Below are 20,786 nucleotides of genomic sequence, written 5' to 3'. Positions count from 1 at the left end.
TGATAACAGGTTTGTACTGCGTTAAATCACTTCAAGTTTATTTCGGGGGTGCAAAACTTCTCGCCGTTAAGCGGCCAGGTAGTTTTGAAGTTCGGTGATCAGTTCTTTGTAGGCATGCTCAATAACTTCAACTTGTTTTCCATAAACAGGCTTGTTGCCTTTTTTGGCTATCGCTTCGAGCTCATAAAGCTTGCGGTGTAAATCGATGGCACCTATGTCGCCGGCCTGCCCTTTTAAGGCGTGACTTGCCTGACGTACGCTTTCATAATCCTGCGAATTGACCGCCTCACTTAGCTGCTGTAATTTTTCAGACGAATCATCAATAAAAAGCCCGACCAGTTTTTTCAGCAATGTTTCGTTATTCATCAGCCGCGATAAAGCACCGGGTTTATCAAAACAAATCATTCGGGCGCCCATTTCGGTTGATTCTGTAACGGGCGACGGGGCGGCAGCGCTTACCAGGTTAACCGAGCCGGCAGTGGTTCCCGGCTCACACCATTTAATCAGCTTTTCCATGAGCGCTGTCATCGCCAGGGGTTCGCTAATGTAGTCGTTCATACCCGCCTGCAAACATTTTTCTTTTTCGCCACGCATGGCATTAGCGGTCATCGCAATCACCGGCGTATCCTGAATTCGCTTACCGGCATGCCCGGCCCGAATTGCAGTGGTGGTCTCATAGCCATCAAGACAGGGCATATTACAATCCATCAATATTGCTGCCACGGGCTTATACTGATCGTTTAAACGCTTCAGCACCTCTATAGCCTCTTTGCCATCGCGGGCTTTTTCTACCACGATGTAAAACGCCCGCAGCATGCTGGCCGCCACTTCCAGATTAATTTCGTTGTCATCAACCACCACCAGTCGTTGCCCCGACAACTTTTTTCGCGCCTGTGTTTCACTCAACCCGAACTGATCTATGTCACGACGCCGCTCTGTGGTAGCGGAGTTGGTTTGTGTACGCTGGTCGCACACCTGGGCAAAAAATTCCGAACGAAGCAACGGACGGGTGAGCCGACTGGTGTTGGATAAACTGTGTTTGGCCACGGGCCGGGTGGTTTGCTGTAATAAGACAATTTTGGTTGTTTGGGTAAGACCTTCGTCCGGACAACTTTGTAAATGCAGTAGTAGCTCTCTGAATTCCATCGCGTGGGCATCAATAATTATGACCTCAGGCAGAGCATCGCCTTGTAAGGGGATTTCGGTCACATCCGCGTATTCCATCAGTTGTCCACCGTAGCCGGTCACCATATTAACCAGCATCTCGTGTTCCTGCTGATTGTTGGTAAAAATAGCGACACGCTTATCATGCAATCTTTGTGTGGCGTCAACCGGTTCGTTTTGCCAGGTTGAAGAGGAAATATAAAAGCTGACGGTGGTCCCTTTGCCATAGTCAGACTGTAAGGAAATCTCACCGTCCATAAGTTTACATAGCTGCTTACAGATAGACAGTCCCAGCCCTGTGCCGCCATATTTCGAGGCAATGGTTTTATCTGCCTGACTGAACGAATTAAACAGCTTAGGCTGATCCTGCTGATTGATGCCCACCCCGGTATCGGCCACTTCAATTTGTAGCCGGCCCTGCTGTCCATTCTCGGTAGTGCTGGCCACCCGTATTGTCACCGCGCCTTCATTGGTAAATTTAATCGCATTGCTAAGCAAATTATTGATGATTTGTGTGAGCCGATGAGGATCCTGGGTAAATGACACAAAGTGCAGTGCGCTGGTATCCAGAAATAATTGAAGGCCTTTCTCCTGGGCCTTGATTGACATGGACGTTACCAAGCCTTCAATCAGGCTCAGGGGACTAAATGCCTTTGCTTCGATTTCTAACTTTCCGGCTTCAATTTTCGACAGATCGAGCACATCATTGATTAACGCGTTTAAGTTTTTGGCACTGGTTTGGGCCATGGCTAAAAAGCGCAGTGCTTCTTCATCTTTGACCAACTTGCTCATCAAACTTAAAGACCCGACGACACCATTTAATGGCGTTCGCATTTCGTGGCTTATGTTAGAAATAAATTTACTTTTAAATTCACTGGCCCGCACCGCTTCCTCATGAGCCAGGCCTAGTTGCTGTGTACGCCTCGCAATTTTTTCTTCAAGCTGATTATTGGCTTGTTCTATTTCAAAGCGCACCCGCAATTCTTCAGTAATATCCTGAAAGATAAGCGCGACCGCATTCACCACTCCGTTAACTTCAATAAAACTGGTATGGCACCGATAGGTCAGTGCAGATTTTCCCTTTTGCTGCCATTCGATAAGAAAGTTGTCTTTGAGCTCGTTCTGCTCAAAAGCCAGTAACTCGGTCAGTGTCGATTGCGGAACCCGACCATCGAGTATGTCTTGCAACTGACTACCAATGATTTTGCTTTGCGACAGATGGCATTGCTCGATAAACTGCTGATTACAGTTGGTGATCACATCGCCCTTTTTAATAATAACAATTCCGTTTTGCGAATTGTCGAACAGCACCTGGGCCTCTGCCTGGGTTTCTGCAAGGGTGTGACGTCCCCGTGCGGTGCGCAGCCTTAACAGCGCCACCGCCACCAACACCAGACAGACCCCAAACAAGACGCTGTATAGCGTCATACGTTGCTCGTTGAGAGTCTCCATAAAATGCTTTTCATCGATTAGCACCCAGCTCAGTAACTTATACTCAGTGCGTCCTGCCCCTAACTTTACCGGGCGCGAAGAGCCGATGAACGCCTGGCCAGCCGGGCTTTGGTACTGATTCAGTCCTACCCCTTTATCGATTTCACCGGTATTGATGTACTGCTGCGCAAACGCGATGTTGAAATCATCGTTGGTATCGAAAAAGTTGGGCTGAGAACTGATATAAAATACGCTGTTATCGGCATTGGCCAATACAATTTTGTGGTAATCACGAACCACATACTGCAGAGAACTTAACAAATCAGTCAGGTCTATGGTACTGCTTAGATATCCCAGCAAGAGGCCATTATCCTGATAAACCGGCAGGCTGATATCCAGCACCGGGATCACCGGGTAAACCACCACCTCGTTTAACTGCGCCGGCCGAATAGGGGTAATTCGTATCTGATTTTCTTCCAGCTGTAGAAGATCATCAAAAAATTCACTACCACCCAGTTGACGAAGCTGACGCTCAGCCAGACTATTTATGCCCCCATTAGAGCGCAGGGTTCTGATTTGCTCTTCGCCATCAGCGCGGATGAACCTGAGTTCTCGGTAGGAAAGGTTGTGGCGCATAAAAGCTTCAAAAATTGTTTGTAACCGCATACGCCATTGCGTGTAGCTGACGCCATCAATATTTTTCTGCCCGGCGTTGGCAGTAGTGTGCTCCATACCTTCAATAGGCGGGGTTTCGTAGACAAACTGGATATCATTAAGATAGCCGCCAATGCGCTTCTGCAGGCTTATATTGACCTCATCCAGAGTTGTTTTCTGCTCGGCCGCCGCCAGCTCGTGAACTTTATTGCGCAGCTGATGTTCACCAAAGGCGATGACCACCACCAACACGGTACACAGGCATATTACTATGAGAACCAAATTAATAGACGCATTTCCTGAAGGCGCTGATTTCACGTAAAATCCTTGTTTTTTGACTTTTTTTCTGTGTAAACCTTCGACGGTGAAGCATTCTCTTTAGCTATTTCGAACGTTGCCGGTTTGAGCATTTTCCGAATTGGGGGCGTCAGCCATATCTCCCCTTTTTTACCTGGAAAAAGCCCCTGTCATGCCCCGCTCGCCCGCCACCGGGGCTTTGGTTTAGAGAACATCGCAGGCGCTATTATCCCAGGCAGAGCCCCAAGCTAAAGATAAGAGTAGTCCTTATCCAGCAGATAATAAGAAATTGGTAGCAAAATAAACTAAAGTCTAAGTCAATCGCCCGGTGAAATTTTTAATATGAAGTACACTAAAGTCTAAGTTGATCGCGCTGTGAAACTTCTAAAAAATTGCATGTTGGAGCCTTTGATGCAGAAAATTGTTATGGGAAGTTCTAATCTTGCTATCCCCAGACAAACAATCCTGATTGTAGACGATCAACCTGAAAACCTGGTGTTACTTGAAGCCGGTCTTCAGGATATGGCCGAGGTTATCACTTGTGCTAAGTCAAACCAGGCTATGGAAATTGCCATAGCCTGCGACCCCGATATCATTTTGCTGGATATCGAGATGCCCGAGGTCAATGGTTTTGCATTATGCGAAATGCTGAAGTCTCACGCCCTTACCCGTACCAGTACCATTATTTTTATTACCAGCCATGATGACTTTGAAAATGAATCCAAAGCACTGGCATTAGGTGCTATGGACTTTATCGGCCGTCCCATCAACCTTAATGTTTGCCGAATGAGGATTAACAATCATTTGCGGTTGCAAGCCCAGGAACGCCAGCTCCACGAAGCCTACCAGGCATTGCAAAAAGAAAAGGAGCATTTCCACGTAACACTCAAGTGTATCGGCGATGGCGTCATTGCCACCGATAGCCATCAGCGTGTCACATTTTTAAACCCGGTGGCACAACGACTGACTGGCTGGAGTGGTAGCTCGGCCATTGGTCAGTGTATTTCTAAAGTCATGACGCTGCGCGATGCCACCAGTAACGAAACGCTGATTAACCCGATCTCGGTCGCGTTAAGCGAAAACCGCACTGTAGCGATGGCGCTGAATGCAAAAATAATCAGTCTGCAGGGCCGCGAGTATCGGGTCGAAGACAGCGCGGCGCCAATTCGGGACGCAGAGGGCAATATTACCGGGGCGGTGTTGGTTTTTCAGGATGTGACTGAGTCTATCGCGATGGCCACGCAAATGAGTCATATGACCAATCATGATCAGCTAACCGGCTTACCCAACCGCTTGCTTCTTCATGACCGGCTGTTACAGGCGATCCCAAGAAATAAACGAGATGGTACTAAACTGGCGGTGTTGTTAATCGATATCGATAACTTCAAGTATCTGAATGATACGTTAGGCCACCAGACCGGCGACAAGGTCATATTTCAGTTATCTCAACGTCTTGAAGAGTTATGTGATGCCCACACCTCGCTGTCTCGTATTGGGGGCGATGAGTTTGTGCTGATGTCCTCAGATATTAGTTCAGCGAATCATGTCGAGATGGTGGCCAGCCAGGTGTTAAGACTAAGTAGTGCCCCGGTAACGATCAACGACGAAGAATACAAGCTGAGTGTGAGCATTGGTATTAGTGTGTTTCCTGATGATGCCAACAGCGAAAAAGAATTGGTAAGGCATGCCGATACCGCTATGTATCGGGCCAAAGCCTTAGGCCGGAATCGTTATTGTTATTTTTCCGACGAGTTGCAAAGCGAAGTTGACCAACGATTTCTGATTGAGCGTCTGCTAAAGCGGGCGATAGAAGAACAAACTCTCGAGGTGTTTTTTCAACCCAAACACAATCTGATAACGGGCAAGCTGGTGGGCGCAGAAGGCCTGGTGCGTCTGCGCGATGAGAACAATCGCATTATTCCACCTGATGCTTTTATTCCATTGGCTGAAGAAACCGGACTGATTCATGCGTTGGGCGAGCAGGTGCTTCACCAATGTTGTTCAGCGGCGCGTCGTTGGCTGCTGCAGGGGACTCCCGTAAAAGTGGGCGCTAACATCGCCGCCCTGCAGTTTAGCAATGACCAATTTTATTTAAATATTAAGCAGGCCCTGCATACCCATCAGTTACCGGCGCAATGGTTGGAACTGGAGTTGACTGAATCCGCCCTGATGCACAACTTTGACGAAACCCGTGGCATTTTACAAAAGCTTAGCGACATCGGCGTGTCTATTTCGCTGGATGATTTTGGCACCGGTTACTCAAGTCTGTCCTATTTAAGATTCTTTCCCCTGGATGTACTGAAAGTCGATCGTTCCTTTATCAAGGATATGCTGGATGACCCCCAGGCAAAAAATATTGTTAATGCCATTATTCACCTTGCTCATTCATTGAATTTGCAGTTGGTGGCTGAAGGAATTGAAACCAAAGCACAGCTGGAAAGCCTTAGAAATTTAGGATGTCAGGAAGGTCAGGGATATTTCTATAGTAAACCATTGCCACTACAGGAATTTGAGGCTCGCTATTTATTAATCCAGCCTGTCCCTGATACCAAAGCGTTGTGAGTTAACCGCCTTCGCCGGCGGCTTAAAAAGAACTTACTTCATAAACCGCCGCCCGGTTTAACACCGCGTTAATTTCCTCTAACTTGACCGGCTTAGTCAAAAAGGCATCCATACCCGCTTTCAGACAGGCTTTACGGTTGTCGTCTGAAGTATCGGCGGTCATCGCCACAATAAAGATTTTACCGGTTTGCTTAAACTTTTCACGAATGGCGATAGTGGCATCAATACCGCCCATTACCGGCATTTCACAGTCCATAAAAATAAGGCTATATGGCTTATTGCGTGTTCTTTGTACTGCCTCCAGAGCCTCTTTGCCATTGACCGCATAATCTGCCTGAGCATCGACCTGCGATAACAACGACTCCATTACTAACCGGTTTATTTCGTTATCATCAACGACCAAAATTCTGAGCTGCTCATAATTGATACTTTGGGGCCCAACGTAGGCCATTGCCACACTGGCACGTGAGTCTTCACTTAATGTTAGCGGAATTTTCACACAGGCCTGGGTTCCCACGCCTTTAGAGCTTTTGAAGGTCAGCGATCCCCCCAGCTTGTCGCAAAGCTCTTTCACAATTGCAACCCCCAGCCCCGAGCCACCGTATTTGGCGGAAACCTCTGCACTACCCTGTTTAAATGGCGTAAACAGATCATTCATGGCGGCGCGGTCCATCCCAATGCCCGAGTCAATGATAGTCACCTGCAGCATCGCTTTATCATCTTCTGGCTCAAGCTTTGCCGTGAGTTTGATACCGCCCACTTCGGTGAATTTTAGGGAATTATTGATAAGGTTTGAAAATATCTGAGTCAGGCGACCCGGATCCCCCATGGTATACTGAGTGGCGGCCACGTCGACACGAAAATCCAGCTCGATTTTTTTGGTCTGACATTGTGGTTGATATAGCGCATACAGATCGTCAAAAATATGCTTTGGAGCAAACCGAACATTTTTTAGCTCCAGATCACCATGCTGAACCTTTGAGTAATCAAGAACATCGTTAATCAGCCGAACCAACAGATCAGCGCTACGTAATGCAATGGCCACCCGGCTTTCAATGATATCAGGGTTGGTCTCTCCTACTAAGGTTTGCAACATGCCCGTAATGCCATTTATGGGCGTGCGCAGTTCGTGGCTGATTTTACCAATCATGGTGCTGCGGGCTTTAAGCAATCGCTGAGCTTCATTTTTCTTATCGATTAAGGCCTGCCGGGTTTGAAGCTGATCATTGATATCCTGAAACGCACCAAAAATACGAACACACTTACCTTCTTTAAACTCAGCTTTGCCCCGGGTTGCCACCCATTTGATATTACCGTTGTAGGTTTTTAGGCGTACTTCACGGCTCCATGGCTCCCCAAACTCAATGGCGCGCTGCACTACCCCAGCAATTTCCTCCCGATCAGCGCCTTCATGATAAAAATTGATGGCCGTTTCCAGCTCTGGTTCATAGTCGGGGGGCACTTCATGGATTTTTTTGGTTTGCGCGCTCCAGTATAATGTATCGGTTTCTAAATTTACTTCCCAGGCGCCAATGTTCGCCAGCTCTTCCATCTCAAGCTGCAGTGCCAAACGCTGATCCAATTGCTCACGTTCCTGCTTTCGCGAGATCTCCACGCCGACCCATTGAGCGAACAAATGAATAAAATCAATATCTTCTGGAGTGAACGGCGTTTCACGTGGATGTGCTGAAGTAAAATTCAGGGTGCCATAGGGCTGGCCGTTTACCACCACCTGCATACCAATATAACTTTCCAGCTGGAATAGCTCATAGCAAGGATGGGAAGCTATGTCACTATTGGCCACATTGGACAACGCCAGTGCTTCACCAGCATCAAGGGTATGAACACAGTAAGTCTCCCCCAAATCGAAGGTAAGCCCGGGACACAGCTCCGGGTTTTCAGAAACAGCGAACTTAACGGTGTAAATATCATTTTGAATCTGGCTCACAATGGCGTGTTCCAGGCCGAAATAAGACAGTCCCAGCCGCAATAAGGCAGTGACTTTCTCTTCAAAAGACAGGGACTCATCGGAGGTTAATTCATGCAGCGCCTTTAACATTTATGCACTCTTTTCCAGGCGTTAAAATCAATCAATTTTTTCTATCTAAAGTTTAGAATATTGCGCAAATGATTGCTTAAGCAATTAGTCGAATTTTTTCCAATTTTCATTGCAAAATACTGAGCGAGCTCAGCAAAAATTCAATCTACAACAACCCCGTTTTAGAATCATTACTTTTTTCTTATATAACTAACTCTTCTGAGCAGCAATTTTTTAGCCCTATAAGTTCCTACACATTTTGCCGATTACGGGTATATATTGTTAAAAAGATGTAAAGAAACACGCTGATTTCCCTTACCTGCAAGGAGACGCCTATGAGTAACCACCTTTGGGGGCTATTACATCACCCTGACCGCGAGTGGCGCAGTATTAATGAAGAACATGAAACGGTCTCGCACCTATATATGCACCATGTGCTGTGGATGGCGGCAATCCCGGTAGTCTGTTCATTTATCGGCACTACCCAGTTTGGCTGGTCGTTTGGAGGCGACAAAGACATTCTGCAAGTTTCTATTCCTACCGGTATTATGTTGGGGGCTGCTTTTTACGCAATGATCCTGACCGCGGTAGCGGCCGTGGGGAGCTTTATTCACTGGATGGCCCGAAAGTACTCGTCGCGACCCAGTCGTCACGAATGTATTGTGTTTGCCGGCTATGTTGCCACGCCTATGTTCCTGAGCGGGATCTTTTCGATATACCCAATCTTGTGGGTATGCGCCCTGGCTGGTATTGCAGGGGTGTGTTACACCGCCTATCTACTTTATCAGGGGACACCTAATTTTCTGGGAATCAGTCACAAAGAAGGCTTCATTATCTCCAGTACTATGCTGGCGGTAGGTGTGTTGGTGCTTGAAGTTCTGCTTATGGGTGTGGTGCTGCTATGGAGCATGCATACAGAACACAGCATTGTGTGGCGCTTCTTCAACTAACTTCTTATTTTCATCCTTCCATCCGCCCGGTCTGCGAGTTTCGCACGCCGGGCTGGCTTTCAAATAGCCCTTGGCAAACTAAATAATTCTTAATTTCATTTTTGACGATTTTCACTTCTCAGACTGAGCTTTTGATTTAGGTGCACGTAACAATCAGCACGTACATCAGGCTAAGTGCCTGAGGTGTCGCGCCTGATAACAAAGGTTGAATACATTCAGCTGGTATATCAGGTACTTTTAATAACGACGAGGAGACGCAATGACTACAAATGCATCTTATGGCAAGAAGCTGTCCGCCGGTACTGATTTTCCGGTGATGAAGGTCACCAATCTTGACGATCATACGGTTGAGCTGGGTAAACCTCGTGAAGGTACCGACTGGCAGATGATAGTGGTTTATCGTGGCAAGCACTGCCCAATCTGTACCAAGTTTCTTAACAACCTTGAGAAAAAACGGGCCCGTCTGATTGATATGGGTGTCGATTTGATTGCGGTCAGTGCTGACAGTAAACAGCAATTACAAGAACATATCGAAGATCTGGATGTGAACTTTTCGCTGGGCTATGGCCTGACTACCGAACAATTAGGTCAGCTGGGTGTGTATGTTTCAGATCCCCGCTCGCCAGAAGAAACTGACCATCCATTTGCCGAACCCGGGTTGTTTGTCGTAACCAAAGAAGGCAAAATTCTGGCGGTAGATGTGGCCAACAATCCATTTTGCCGACCCGATATCGATACCCTGGTAGATGGTCTGCAATTTGTTAAAAATCCGGATAACAACTATCCCATCCGGGGCACGCGCGACAACTCATAAGAAGTCGCTCGATCAGCACTAGCACCAGCACTATGACCTGCGGGTCATAGTGCTGGTATCTTTCCTCTATTTCTTTCCTGTCTTTCTTCCTTCTCCTTTTTCCCGCTCCTTCTTCCATGTATTTCTTCCATGAATTGCGAACCTCTTAGCGACTTTTTTTTCAGTATCAGTGTCACCCTACCGTCATTGCTTTTTGATATGCTGACTATAGGATGCTTTTTCTGCCGTAGTAAATTTCAAAAATGAATACACAACTAACACAAAGTGTAGGCTTGCCAGGCGCGTTGATCATCGGGCTGGGCTCAATTCTGGGTACCGGGGTTTATGTCAGCGTGGGTCTGAGCTATCAGCTTGCCGGAGGGGCTTTACTCAGTGCTATTGTACTGGCGGCGCTGGTGGCTATCTTTAACGGCCTTAGCGCAGCTCAGCTTGCTGTCAGTCATCCTGTGAGTGGCGGCACCTATGAATATGGTTATCATTTTTTATCGCCCCAGTTGGGCTTTATCGCCGGAACGTTATTTGTGGTGGCCAAATCAGCCTCTGCGGCGACAGCGGCGCTGGCGGTGAGCTGGGCGGTGTCCGGCTGGCTTGACCTTGGGGCCTGGTCAGCAAAGTTAATCGCCTGTGGACTGCTGGTGGCTATCGCCGGTCTTGTTCTGCAGGGGGTCAAACGTTCAAACTGGTTAAACACCTTGTTGGTTGCGCTAAGCCTTGCCGGCTTAGCGGTATTCGTATGGGCGGGGTTTACTGCGCCTTCCAGGGCCAGTTTAGCCACCGCTTTACCATCCCTTTCGTTAACTTCTGCAGGCCTGGCTGAAGGCGCGGCGTTGATGTTTGTGGCCTTTACCGGCTATGGCCGAATTGCCACCATGGGTGAAGAAGTTAAAGATCCTGCCCGTACCATTCCCCGAGCAATTATCATCACGCTCGGCACCACCGCATTACTGTATATACTGGTGGGAGCGGCGCTGCTGCAACTTGCCCCGCCAGGGGCTATTGAGGCCGGTAGCTTTAACTTATCGCAGGTGGTAAGCGGCTCGCCGGCCCCACAGATTATTGCGTTGTGTGCGGTCGGCGCAATGACCGGCGTAGTACTGAATCTGGTACTGGGCGTCTCCCGGGTGGTGCTGGCCATGGGCCGCCGGGGCGACTTACCGGCTCTTGCCGGTCAATTAAACTCCAGTCATAACAGTGCTCCGCCCGCCACCTGGCTTACCTGCATTATCATGGTGCTTATTGTATTGCTGGCAGATATCGAAAAAGCCTGGACCTTAAGTGCCTTTACCGTGCTGGTGTACTATGGCATCACCAACCTCGCCGCATTAAAGGTGCCTGCCGGGCAGCGGTTTATTCCTCACTGGATAAGTATTGCGGGGCTCATCAGCTGTCTGGGCCTGAGCCTGTTTGTGCCCACCTTGCTATTGGCTGCGGGCCTTGCGGCTATCCTGGTATTGTATATCGGCCATAAACTGGCTAACCACCGACGATAAGATAAATCATCCAGTGGCTCTGCCCGGGATATCAGATCCCGGCCAGAGTCACTTTTGAGCCCTGTCGGGACGGAATAACCTCGATACGCTGCGCCATTTGTTCCTTAAGTTCGCTGACATGGGAGATGACGCCGATGGTCCGGCCGCTTTGCTGTAAGTCCACCAGAGTCTGGATGGCTAAATCCAGGGATTCAGGATCCAGGCTACCAAACCCCTCATCAATAAACAGGGTTTCCAGACGAATCCCGCCACTATAGGACTGCACCACATCCGACAACCCCAGCGCCAGAGCCAGCGCGGCCATAAAGGACTCGCCGCCGGACAATGTCGCCACATCCCGCGAACGGCTGGTATAACTGTCTTCCACCTCCAGGTCCAGACCACGGCCTGCTGCGCCTTTAAACCCCGCCAGCTTGCGAATAAGCCGATAGCGGCCTTTACTCATCAGCGCCAGCCGCTGGGAAGCCTGTATCAACACATCATCCAGTAACACCCCAAGTACAAACCGGTGCAAGCTCACGCGACTGCCGGTTTTGCCACTGGTGACATCATACAGGGTGCCGTAAATACGATACTGTGTTTCCAGCTCACTGTTGTGCTCGCGCAGCCGGGTGATGTTTTTCTGCACCTGTTCTAACTGCTGGTGTTGGCTACGCGCCTCATTGAGACGCTCGGTCGCCTGGCTGGCCGCTTTTTCGGCTTGCTCAAAAGTAGCCTTTGAGGCCGCAATATCCGGCTCATCTTTTCCTGCCAGTGCAGTGTCCAAATCAGATAAGGTTTGCTCAAGCTTCAGCTGCTTTTCAGTGTATCCGGTAATCTGCTGCTGTAATTCATTGATGGCGTCTTCCGACAACCGGGCTTGTTCGAAGTCGGCATCATCGTTAAAAGAACTCGCTTTCAGGGTCTGCTGCCAGTCCGTCATCGCCTTCGTCAGCTGTTGGCGGGCGTGTTCAAGGTACTGTTGGTTGGCCTTGTAGGTACTGTGGTTAGCAGAGGTCTCCACCGCGGTTTGTTGCTGGTTACGACCGGCCTGTTCCAGCGCCTTATTAAGCTCAGCAATATTAGCCTTGATTTGCTCAATTTTATGGTCAACGTCTGCAACCGTCGAATAACCCGGGTCAATATTCTGGCTCAGAGTCTCGTACTGTTTGCGATACCCCTTAAGATTGGCCTCATTGGTGGCCTTTTGCTCATTGACCTCGCCAATACTTTGCTCGCCTTTGATACAGCGCTGCTTGAGCGTCTCAAAGGCCTCTTCCTGGGCTTTGATATCAATATTCTGTAACGCCTCAAGCCGCTGCTGTTGCTGTTCCAGGGCAGCCTGCTGGGTGGGGATGTCGGCCTCGGCATTTTCTTCCAGCTCGGTCACCAGCTGTTGTTGCAACTCCTCATTGTGCATCAGTTGCTGCTGATACTGTTGGTGCTCAGCCCGGGCGCGGTTGGTGTGCTCCTGCGCCTGGGTAGCACGCTGTCGGGCCTGCTGGACCTCCGCTTTGCTAAACTGCTGGCCGGAAAAAACCGCGGGTTGTGGATGGTCTTTACTGCCGCATACCGGGCACGGCATTTGATCCTGTAGCTTTTGCGCCAGCGCCGCTGCCTGCCCGCTATGCCAGTGCATTTCCGCTGTATCAGCGTCAGTCTGTGCTTGCTGCTGAGTCTGCACCGCGCGTCCTACCTGATCATCAGCCTTTTTCGTCTGCCTGCGTATTTGCCCCGCCTGCGCACGCAGTTCGGACAGCCGTGTCAGATCTTTGATAAGCCGGGTCAAATGCTGAATTTTAACTTCTACTGCGGGACGTTGCTGGTGCTGCTCGACAGCCGATTTTAATTGAGTTTCCGCCTCGCAGGTTTGCTGTTCAAGTTTGGCTTTAAACGCTTCATATTTGGTAAGATTGGCGCTCAGCTGCGCGGCGGTCTGTTTAGCCTGCTCGAGTTGGCCCGCCAGCGCCTGTTTTTCCTGTAAGGCTGTTTTCACATTAGCCAGCCGATACTGCTCATCGGTCAGCGCAGTGACTTGTTGCGCCGCTTCCCGGGCCTGCTCCAGCTCGGCTTCTGCCCGCGTGTGTTGTTGTTTGCTGTGTTCCAGCTTTTTAGCCGCATCGTCAACCGCGACCTGCATCGACTGGCGCTGCTCCTGATACTGCACCAGGCTTTGATAGTTAGCCTCTATTTGGCGGGCCTGAAGCGCACGCTGTAACTGTTGCTGTTGCTGCTGATGGTCATTTTGATTTTGAAGATGTACGGTCAGGGCCGCACGGGCCTGTTGCCGCCGGCCAAACTGCTCGCTTAACGCCGTGCCCTGCTGAAGATGTTGTTCAGCCAGTTGCCTGGCCGCCATGGCCTTATCCGATTCAGCCTGCTGTGCGCTATAGCGGCTCTGAGCCTGGCTCAAGGCTGCAGTGAGCTCTTCTGCAGAAGCCACCTGCGCTACCTGCAGCGCCCCGCGAATCTGGTTATCAAATTCGTTTTTAGCCCGGGTAATATCGCCGGCTTTTTCTTTTAGCGCATATTCGATGCGTTTGTATATGTCGGTTTGAAACAGTTGCCCAAAAATATCCTCCCGCTCTTTTGAGCTGGCCAGTAACAGTTCCCGGAATTTGCCCTGGGGCAAAACCATCACCTGCCGAAACTGTGTTTCAGTAAGACCGATAAGTTGCACCACTTCCTGTTTAACCTGACTGGTTTTGTTGGTCAGCAATTCTTCAGGCTCGCCCAGCCGGGTCAGTACAGCCTTGTGCTTACTCACCGTAAAGCCGTCACCGCGGGCTTTTGGGGTTTGCTGCTCCGGCGACCGGCTAATCCGATAAACACGCTGATGTAACTTAAAATCTAAGGTCACCGTGGTCGGGAGGTTGGCAGCGGCCAGGTCGCAGCGCATCTGTACCCCTTCGCGCTCATTACCGGTGGTTTCGCCATACAGCGCATAGCACAGCGCATCTAAAATAGATGTCTTCCCCGCCCCGGTAGGACCATTGATTAAAAACAACGGATTGTGGCCCAGACGACTGAAATCGATAGACTGACTATCAGCAAATGGCCCAAAAGCCTGCATGGTTAATACGAGTGGTTTCATAAGTGCGGCTTCCTGAGGTTACTGTTCGCTGTGGCTGGCATTCAGCTGACGAATAATCTGTTTAATCGCGTCGCCCTGGGCATCGGTCAGTGCGCTGCCCTGGACTTCTCGATAAAAGTCGCAGAACATATCATGTTCACCGCGCGCCAACCGGGCTTTAGCCATATCCTGCTCTACGCCTACCAACATTCCGGGTTTCTCCAGATGCAGCACATTGGGGTACACCTCGCGCAATTTTTCCATTGGATTCAGGATTGCGTGGGTATCGGTCAGCCTTATTAGAAGATAATCCTGATGGTGGGGATCAGTGCGACCCTGTTCGACAATAGCCTCCAGCTCCCCTTCAATAATACGCAAATCGTGCGGCGCGTTTAGCGGCTCATGGGTGGCACTGACAAAGCCGGTGTCATCCAGCGTGACTACCGTGAAGCCTTTTTTCTGATGCTGCTCTGAAAAGCTGTATTTCATCAGGGAGCCACTATAGCGGATAAACTCCTCGCCTTTTTTCTGGGGCTGATGCAAATGCCCCAGGGCAACATAATCAAAGTGGGTGAAGTGCGCATGACTGACACGGTCGGAACCACCGATGGATAAAGGTCGCTCAGAATCTGACTCCATCGCCCCATCCACAAAACAGTGACTGATAAGTACGCGTCTGGTGCAGGGGTCTTTTATCTCATCGATTTTTTGCACCAGCACTTGATGCGCCTGATCAAAATCATCCACGGTGGTTTCAAAATGATAGCGCACTTGTTCCGGGTCGCTGTAGGGCATGCCGTAAAATGCCACCGGGCCAGCGGTCTGGCTTTCAATAATCACGGGCTTGAGCATGTCAGTGTAATTACTGATGATATGTAACCCTGCGTTTTTCATCTGCGCGGCCCCAAACCCTAACCGCTGTGCGCCATCATGATTTCCGGAGATAAAAATCATGGGTGTGTGAAGCTCTTCGCAAATTTGCGTAACCACACGGTTTAGCAAATCGATAGCGGCGGTGGGCGGCACCGACCGATCATACACATCCCCCGCCACAATAACCGCATCCACCGGGTTTTGGCGTACAAAATCCACCAGCTGAGCCAGTACCGCCGCCTGATCGGCCAGCAGTGAAACATTGTGAAACTGCCGACCCAGATGCCAGTCGGAGGTATGGATAAACATCATGATGAATTCTTTTTCTTGTAAGTGGTGGATAAAAACACAGGATCGCGAATACCATACCGGTACCTGGCTGGCGGTTCAATATGTGATGTTATTTCAGGGGCTTTAAATATACACAGAAGATTCTGCATCACCGTCAGTGATGCAGACTTAAAAGAAGAATATGGGCCGACAGAAGATCCTGCCCGACAGTTGGTTAACCGGTGCGACGGGCACCTTGCTGCGCCAGCTGCATGTCAATCTCGGCGGTAATACGTTTCATTTCGATAGACATGGTTTCACTAATGTATCCGGCCTTTTCAGGTCGATGAAAACAGTGTTGCTGGCGTTCAGCGGCCTGACACCGATGGGCAATTTCCAGATACTGCTTTAGCCTTTCAGGTTTAGTACTGTCGCGTTGTAACGCCTTTTTTAATCGCTCCTGAAAACGACGAACCCCACCCTCATCGTCCTGGGCATAAAGCTCCTGATATAGCACCCGGGCCAGTTTATTTTGCGACCAGCCTACCGAGGCACACAGGTCTTTAAGTTGACGCTGTAGCTCCTGGGCTTCAAATTTTGTCCCCATTTGTTTTTTCCCTATCCCTATTACCCACTTTGTATCCTGGTAACGGATATAAAAAGATAAAAAAGTGTGACTGCTTCAAACTGCAGGCTATGCGAAGTACCCAATTGATAACCGGTGAAACAGCATAAAGGAGCCATCAGCCTTACTGACTGACATATTGATGTAACACTCCCGACTTCAGTTCAGGAGTATTACCCATTCCCTATTTTTGTTCGGTTTGTTTTCAGATACCCGCGTATTCACGTTACACAAGGAAGGACAAACTTTTTCATTAGCGGGGTTAGTTATTGTTTTTGTGGTCAAAATAATATCGATGCATAGGCAGCACAAAATATTGAAGCGCAATATCCTCACTACAAAAATATTACTATACAAAAATCAGGTAATTACTCAACACCATACGCGACTTTGATAGTAAAAAGAGCCGGTCCCGATTGTGCGAAATACCCTCAATAAATGAAGGTTTTAGTGTTGTTTTGGACAAAGATCTTGTTCAGTTGCTATCAGGTTAGATAGAGTGCAACAATACTTTTACATAGGACAAACAAATCCCTCATGCTAAATTCTGCCGCCAAACCTTTTGTCAAACTGGTCGAACGCTACCTGCCCGACCCCTATATTTTTGTATTATTGTTAACGCTGCTTGTGTTTGGTGCAGCAATGCTGGTAGAGCAGCAAACCCCGATGATGGTAATGACCCAATGGGGTGAAGGTTTTTGGGGGTTGTTATCCTTTTCGATGCAGATGCTGCTGGTTCTGGTCAGTGGCTTTATGCTGGCCAGTACGCCGCTGGTAAAGGGAATGCTCGATAAACTGGCGGCCCTGGCCCACAGCCCCGGCAAGGCTATTATTCTGGTCACCGTGGTTTCGTTGTTTGCCAGCTGGATAAACTGGGGATTCGGGCTGGTAGTCGGCGCCTTATTTGCAAAGGCGCTGGCGCGCCAGATAAAAGTAGATTACCGGTTACTGGTTGCCAGTGCTTACTCGGGGTTTGTAGTATGGCATGGTGGGCTGGCCGGTTCGGTGCCATTAACTATTGCCACCCCGGGCCATTTTACCGAACAGCAAATTGGTGTAATTCCTACCAGCGACACCATTTTCTCCGTTTTTAACCTGCTGTTACTGGCTATCTTATTTATTGTCATCCCGTTGGTAAACCGCTTAATGCTGCCAAAGGATAACGACAGCGTGTTCGTAGAAGCCAGCAAATTACAGGAGCCCGCCATGCCCGAGTCTGACAATACCCGGCCGGCCGATAAGCTTGAAAACAGCCCGGTACTTGCGCAGTTGGTGGGTTTTGCCGGTCTGGCTTATCTCATTCAGTATTTTGTGGCTGGTGGCGGCTTAAATCTGAATATTGTGAATTTTTTATTTTTGTTTCTTGCCATTATTTTACACGGAACCCCAAAGCGCTTGCTGCATTGTCTGCAACAAGCCATTCAGGGTGGCGCTGGCATTGTGATCCAGTTTCCATTTTATGCCGGGATCATGGCGGTGATGGTGCAATCAGGTTTGGCGCAAACCATGTCTCAGTGGCTAATCAGCTTTTCCACTGCCGATACGCTGGCGGTGTATAGTTTTATCAGCGCCGGCATAGTCAATATTTTTGTGCCTTCGGGCGGGGGCCAATGGGCGGTACAGGCACCGGTAATTCTGCCGGCTGCTTTTGAGCTTGGTGCTGATGTGAAAAAAGTGGCGATGGCGGTGGCCTGGGGAGATGCCTGGACCAATCTGATTCAGCCCTTCTGGGCCCTGCCGGTGTTGGCAATCGCCGGTCTCAAAGCCAAGGATATTATGGGTTTTTGTCTGGTACAGCTGATTATCACCGGCACCATTATTGCCAGCGTGTTATGGCTGGCCTAGGCAACGCGATAGTCACAGGCTACAACAAAAAAGCCCCGGTCAATACCGGGGCTGTTGACTAATGCCTTAGCGGCGCTCTAGTTTTTCATTAGCGGTAAAACCACACCACCACTGGTGCTTATATCCAAACTGGCCGGTTCAATGTCCCGGGTCTGTGGCACGTTATCCGCTTGTGCGCGACGAAGTATACTGCTGTCCATGGCCATACCATCACCTTCCAGTACTGCTGCCAGCGCATATTTGGGCTTTACCTGGGTGATCACAACCCGCCCCACGGGCTTTTCCAGGTAACCTAAAGACTCTTTGTTATAAGGATCTCGAAGCTTTTTGCCTTTTTGATACACCGTATACTCATCTCCTTGCTGTAAGAACCCCTGCCCCGCGTTAACGGTAATTTGATCAGGTGCGGTGTGCACAACCTGGAGTGGATAGATCGCATCCACGATTTCCTGGGCGATATATTCGCCAGCTGTGGCCATATCATCTGGTCCGTATAACGCAACTTCGGCTTCTTTCATAATCTGCCGGGTGGCCAGCAAAATGATCTGATAGTGAGCCACCCCTGTCGGTGCCGCTGCCACCGCTTCACCGGTCAGACTGTGAGATGCTTCGCCAGAACCAGAATGACTGAACTCGATATTTCCGGCTATCAGATAATCTAAACCTAGCACCTGACCCAGCCGTATGCGCTCCTGCGCCGGAACCTGTTTGCTTAACAACAAGTCGGCTTCACGGGCATATTCATCGTTGTGCTGCCGGTCCAGCACCGCAAAGCGCCGGCTAGACACCAACGTGCGTTGCAGTGCCTTAGACAGGGAGTTGTTAGGGTCCTGTTCGAACGGCGCCACCACAATCCGTCGTCGATTCTGGTTATTGCCAGGAGCCTCATACACATCAAAATAAACATCGAGTGAGGCGATACAACGGTTTTCGCAGCTCATATTGGTAACCGCGTAACTTTTTACATGGCCTTTTGCTTTGACTTCTGTTGCGCCAGACAAATTCTGCAGGGTAGTTAATTCACCGTTTTGACGGCCTTGCATCATTTTACGGGCTTGCTGGTGATCAATATCCACCCCGTGGAACTGACCCACAGCAATACTCAAAGCATCCTCCAGCGCCTGATGTTCAGTCTGCCCATAACCCTGCACTTCAACTTTCATGGTCCCGGCTGCGGCGGTGCAATTAAAACTGACTAAAAGTGCCGCAATACCGGCAAGTTTAAAAATCCTCATCGTCACTCCCTAAACCTTCATGGCCACCAGCTTGATAATGTTCAGGCGCGGTGTGAGTGGAAGCCTTCTTCTTGGGTTTATTTTGTTTAAAGGTACGTGTAGAGGCTTCACTTTGAGGATGCCATAACATGACTACACCATTTACTTCGCGTTGAGTGACGGGGTGCTTAGCGGTCCACTGCATTGCAGTCTGAATGCCTACCAAGCCTTTTACCGACGAGGTCATCTGCGACATCTGCTCGGTTTCACGCAAGATTTTGGTAACCAGCTCTTCAGAAGTCTCGGTGCGATTGCCTTCCACTTTAGTGGTGGTTGCAGTACGGCTGCGATCTTTACCTTTAGTTTCATTTGACGCTACTGTTCCCTGCAGGTTGTAGGCTTCTGCAATATTTGCCAGGGCACTGTTGCGCGCTGAAATAAAGGCAAATTCACGGTTATCTACACAGGATTCATAATCGCTGGGATTACACTCATTGCCCGCCATACCAAACGAGGCCAGTACCGGGTAACCCTGCTCATCCCACAATATTTTGGTGCCGACCGTAAACATCAGATCTGCTTTATTTTGCTGTAAAAATTGGCGCACCGGTTGCTTTGCCCGTGCCGGAACGGGCGCAATCTGTCCTTTACTTTGATGAAAATCCGCCAGCATGTTTTTCATCTTATTGGAGGTAGCAATAACCACCGATACCGCGGTATTCCCGTTTTTATCGGTTGCTTCAAAAGACTTCATCGTCATGGTGCCACTAATATTACCCCGGGCCCGGGTAGTAATGGTCTGGGTCAGGGCATTTTGCATCATTTGCTTACGCTTGCTTGGCGGCGCTGCAGCATATTGAGCCGGATCGACACCCAGCTCTTCCAGCTCTTTGTCTATAACCGCGTCACTCAGGGCTACCAGCTTGTCCAGTACCGCGCCCATCATGCTTTGCTCTAACTCTTTGGCAGTAAACTCGGGCAGCTGATTCGTTTTAAAACTACGACGAAGCGTTTGCGAAGACACATCCAGATACAGCTGACGTAATAATGCTTCGCGGGCTTTTTGCAATGCTTCCTGGTAAGCCATGGCACGGGCATCGCCCCAGTTTGGATGGGTCGGGCGTACAGGTATCAGCGCACTACCGGCATAAATAAAGACCTGTTTGCCCTGTTGACGGTATTTATCGCGTTTGTGTTCTACAAAACCCAACGCCTGTTCTGATACATGCTGATAAGCATCATCGATACCCTGATTTTGCTTAACTTCAGCCACCGTCGCTGCCGGCGCTGGCGCCTCTTCAACTGCAGGGTCGGCTTCGGGTAAACTGGCTTCTTCCGGCGCCGTAATGGTTGGCTGCTCGACCACGTCGTCAGCCGGTTGCTGGCCCAAGACCGACCCCGTAAACAAAAGCGATATGGCCACTGCCATCGTTGTTTTTTTAATCATGTTCTTTTTCATCCGTATAAAAAGAAAGGCAGTCGTTTAAATGACTGCCATGAATGTTGT

At 49.4% G+C, this 20,786-nt stretch carries 12 protein-coding genes; 5 read left to right on the top strand and 7 right to left on the bottom strand.

The genetic code is table 11. The features are described from left to right. Window positions 1–66: 66 nt before the first annotated feature. The gene (locus IT774_RS03940; protein WP_195811432.1) at window positions 67–3,567 is read right to left on the bottom strand and encodes an ATP-binding protein; all 3,501 of its coding nucleotides are present in this window, start codon (window positions 3,565–3,567) and stop codon (window positions 67–69) included. A gap of 390 nt (window positions 3,568–3,957) precedes the next feature. Here IT774_RS03940 and IT774_RS03935 point away from each other — a divergent pair, with 390 nt between their 5' ends. Then, complete coding sequence (locus IT774_RS03935; protein ID WP_232365108.1) at window positions 3,958–6,108, top strand: two-component system response regulator; 2,151 nt, start codon at window positions 3,958–3,960, stop codon at window positions 6,106–6,108. Between the two features lie 22 nt (window positions 6,109–6,130). On the opposite strand, the gene IT774_RS03930 is transcribed toward IT774_RS03935, so the two are convergent. After that, the gene (locus IT774_RS03930; protein ID WP_195811431.1) at window positions 6,131–8,167 is read right to left on the bottom strand and encodes a hybrid sensor histidine kinase/response regulator; all 2,037 of its coding nucleotides are present in this window, start codon (window positions 8,165–8,167) and stop codon (window positions 6,131–6,133) included. 314 nt (window positions 8,168–8,481) lie between these two features. Here IT774_RS03930 and IT774_RS03925 point away from each other — a divergent pair, with 314 nt between their 5' ends. The 3 genes from IT774_RS03925 (at window position 8,482) to IT774_RS03915 (ending at window position 11,400) form a co-directional block, all read left to right on the top strand. Beyond that, window positions 8,482–9,096 (top strand): Yip1 family protein, encoded by a 615-nt coding sequence (locus tag IT774_RS03925; protein WP_195811430.1) that lies wholly within the window; start codon window positions 8,482–8,484, stop codon window positions 9,094–9,096. A gap of 259 nt (window positions 9,097–9,355) precedes the next feature. Then, complete coding sequence (locus IT774_RS03920) at window positions 9,356–9,910, top strand: redoxin domain-containing protein (RefSeq protein ID WP_195811429.1); 555 nt, start codon at window positions 9,356–9,358, stop codon at window positions 9,908–9,910. Between the two features lie 242 nt (window positions 9,911–10,152). Then, window positions 10,153–11,400: an APC family permease gene (locus IT774_RS03915; RefSeq protein WP_195811428.1), complete on the top strand. Its 1,248-nt coding sequence runs from the start codon at window positions 10,153–10,155 to the stop codon at window positions 11,398–11,400. A gap of 31 nt (window positions 11,401–11,431) precedes the next feature. Here IT774_RS03915 and IT774_RS03910 read toward each other — a convergent pair whose 3' ends face one another. The 3 genes from IT774_RS03910 to IT774_RS03900 form a co-directional block, all read right to left on the bottom strand. Then, window positions 11,432–14,473 (bottom strand): AAA family ATPase, encoded by a 3,042-nt coding sequence (locus tag IT774_RS03910; RefSeq protein ID WP_195811427.1) that lies wholly within the window; start codon window positions 14,471–14,473, stop codon window positions 11,432–11,434. An 18-nt stretch (window positions 14,474–14,491) separates the two neighbouring features. Next, window positions 14,492–15,637 (bottom strand): exonuclease SbcCD subunit D, encoded by a 1,146-nt coding sequence (locus IT774_RS03905; protein WP_195811426.1) that lies wholly within the window; start codon window positions 15,635–15,637, stop codon window positions 14,492–14,494. Window positions 15,638–15,830: 193 nt separating this feature from the next. Further along, window positions 15,831–16,202, bottom strand: a complete 372-nt coding sequence (locus tag IT774_RS03900; RefSeq protein WP_195811425.1) for a hypothetical protein — start codon at window positions 16,200–16,202, stop codon at window positions 15,831–15,833. A gap of 555 nt (window positions 16,203–16,757) precedes the next feature. On the opposite strand from IT774_RS03900, the gene IT774_RS03895 reads away from it, so the two are divergent. Beyond that, a complete protein-coding gene (locus tag IT774_RS03895; protein ID WP_195811424.1) occupies window positions 16,758–18,065 on the top strand; it encodes a short-chain fatty acid transporter in 1,308 nt (435 codons plus the stop codon). 77 nt (window positions 18,066–18,142) lie between these two features. Here IT774_RS03895 and IT774_RS03890 read toward each other — a convergent pair whose 3' ends face one another. Together IT774_RS03890 and IT774_RS03885 are read right to left on the bottom strand one after the other, a co-directional pair. After that, window positions 18,143–19,300: a CsgG/HfaB family protein gene (locus IT774_RS03890; protein WP_195811423.1), complete on the bottom strand. Its 1,158-nt coding sequence runs from the start codon at window positions 19,298–19,300 to the stop codon at window positions 18,143–18,145. Beyond that, entirely contained in the window at window positions 19,287–20,726 is a 1,440-nt protein-coding gene (locus IT774_RS03885) for a DUF6844 domain-containing protein (protein ID WP_195811422.1), read from the bottom strand. Before IT774_RS03885 ends, IT774_RS03890 begins: the two co-directional genes overlap by 14 nt. Between the last annotated feature and the right edge of the window lie 60 nt (window positions 20,727–20,786).

Origin of the sequence: Salinimonas marina, assembly GCF_015644725.1 — a bacterium.
GTDB lineage: Bacteria > Pseudomonadota > Gammaproteobacteria > Enterobacterales > Alteromonadaceae > Alteromonas.
Note: the sequence above shows the minus strand (reverse complement) of the source record. Positions and strands in the feature narration are given on the sequence as shown.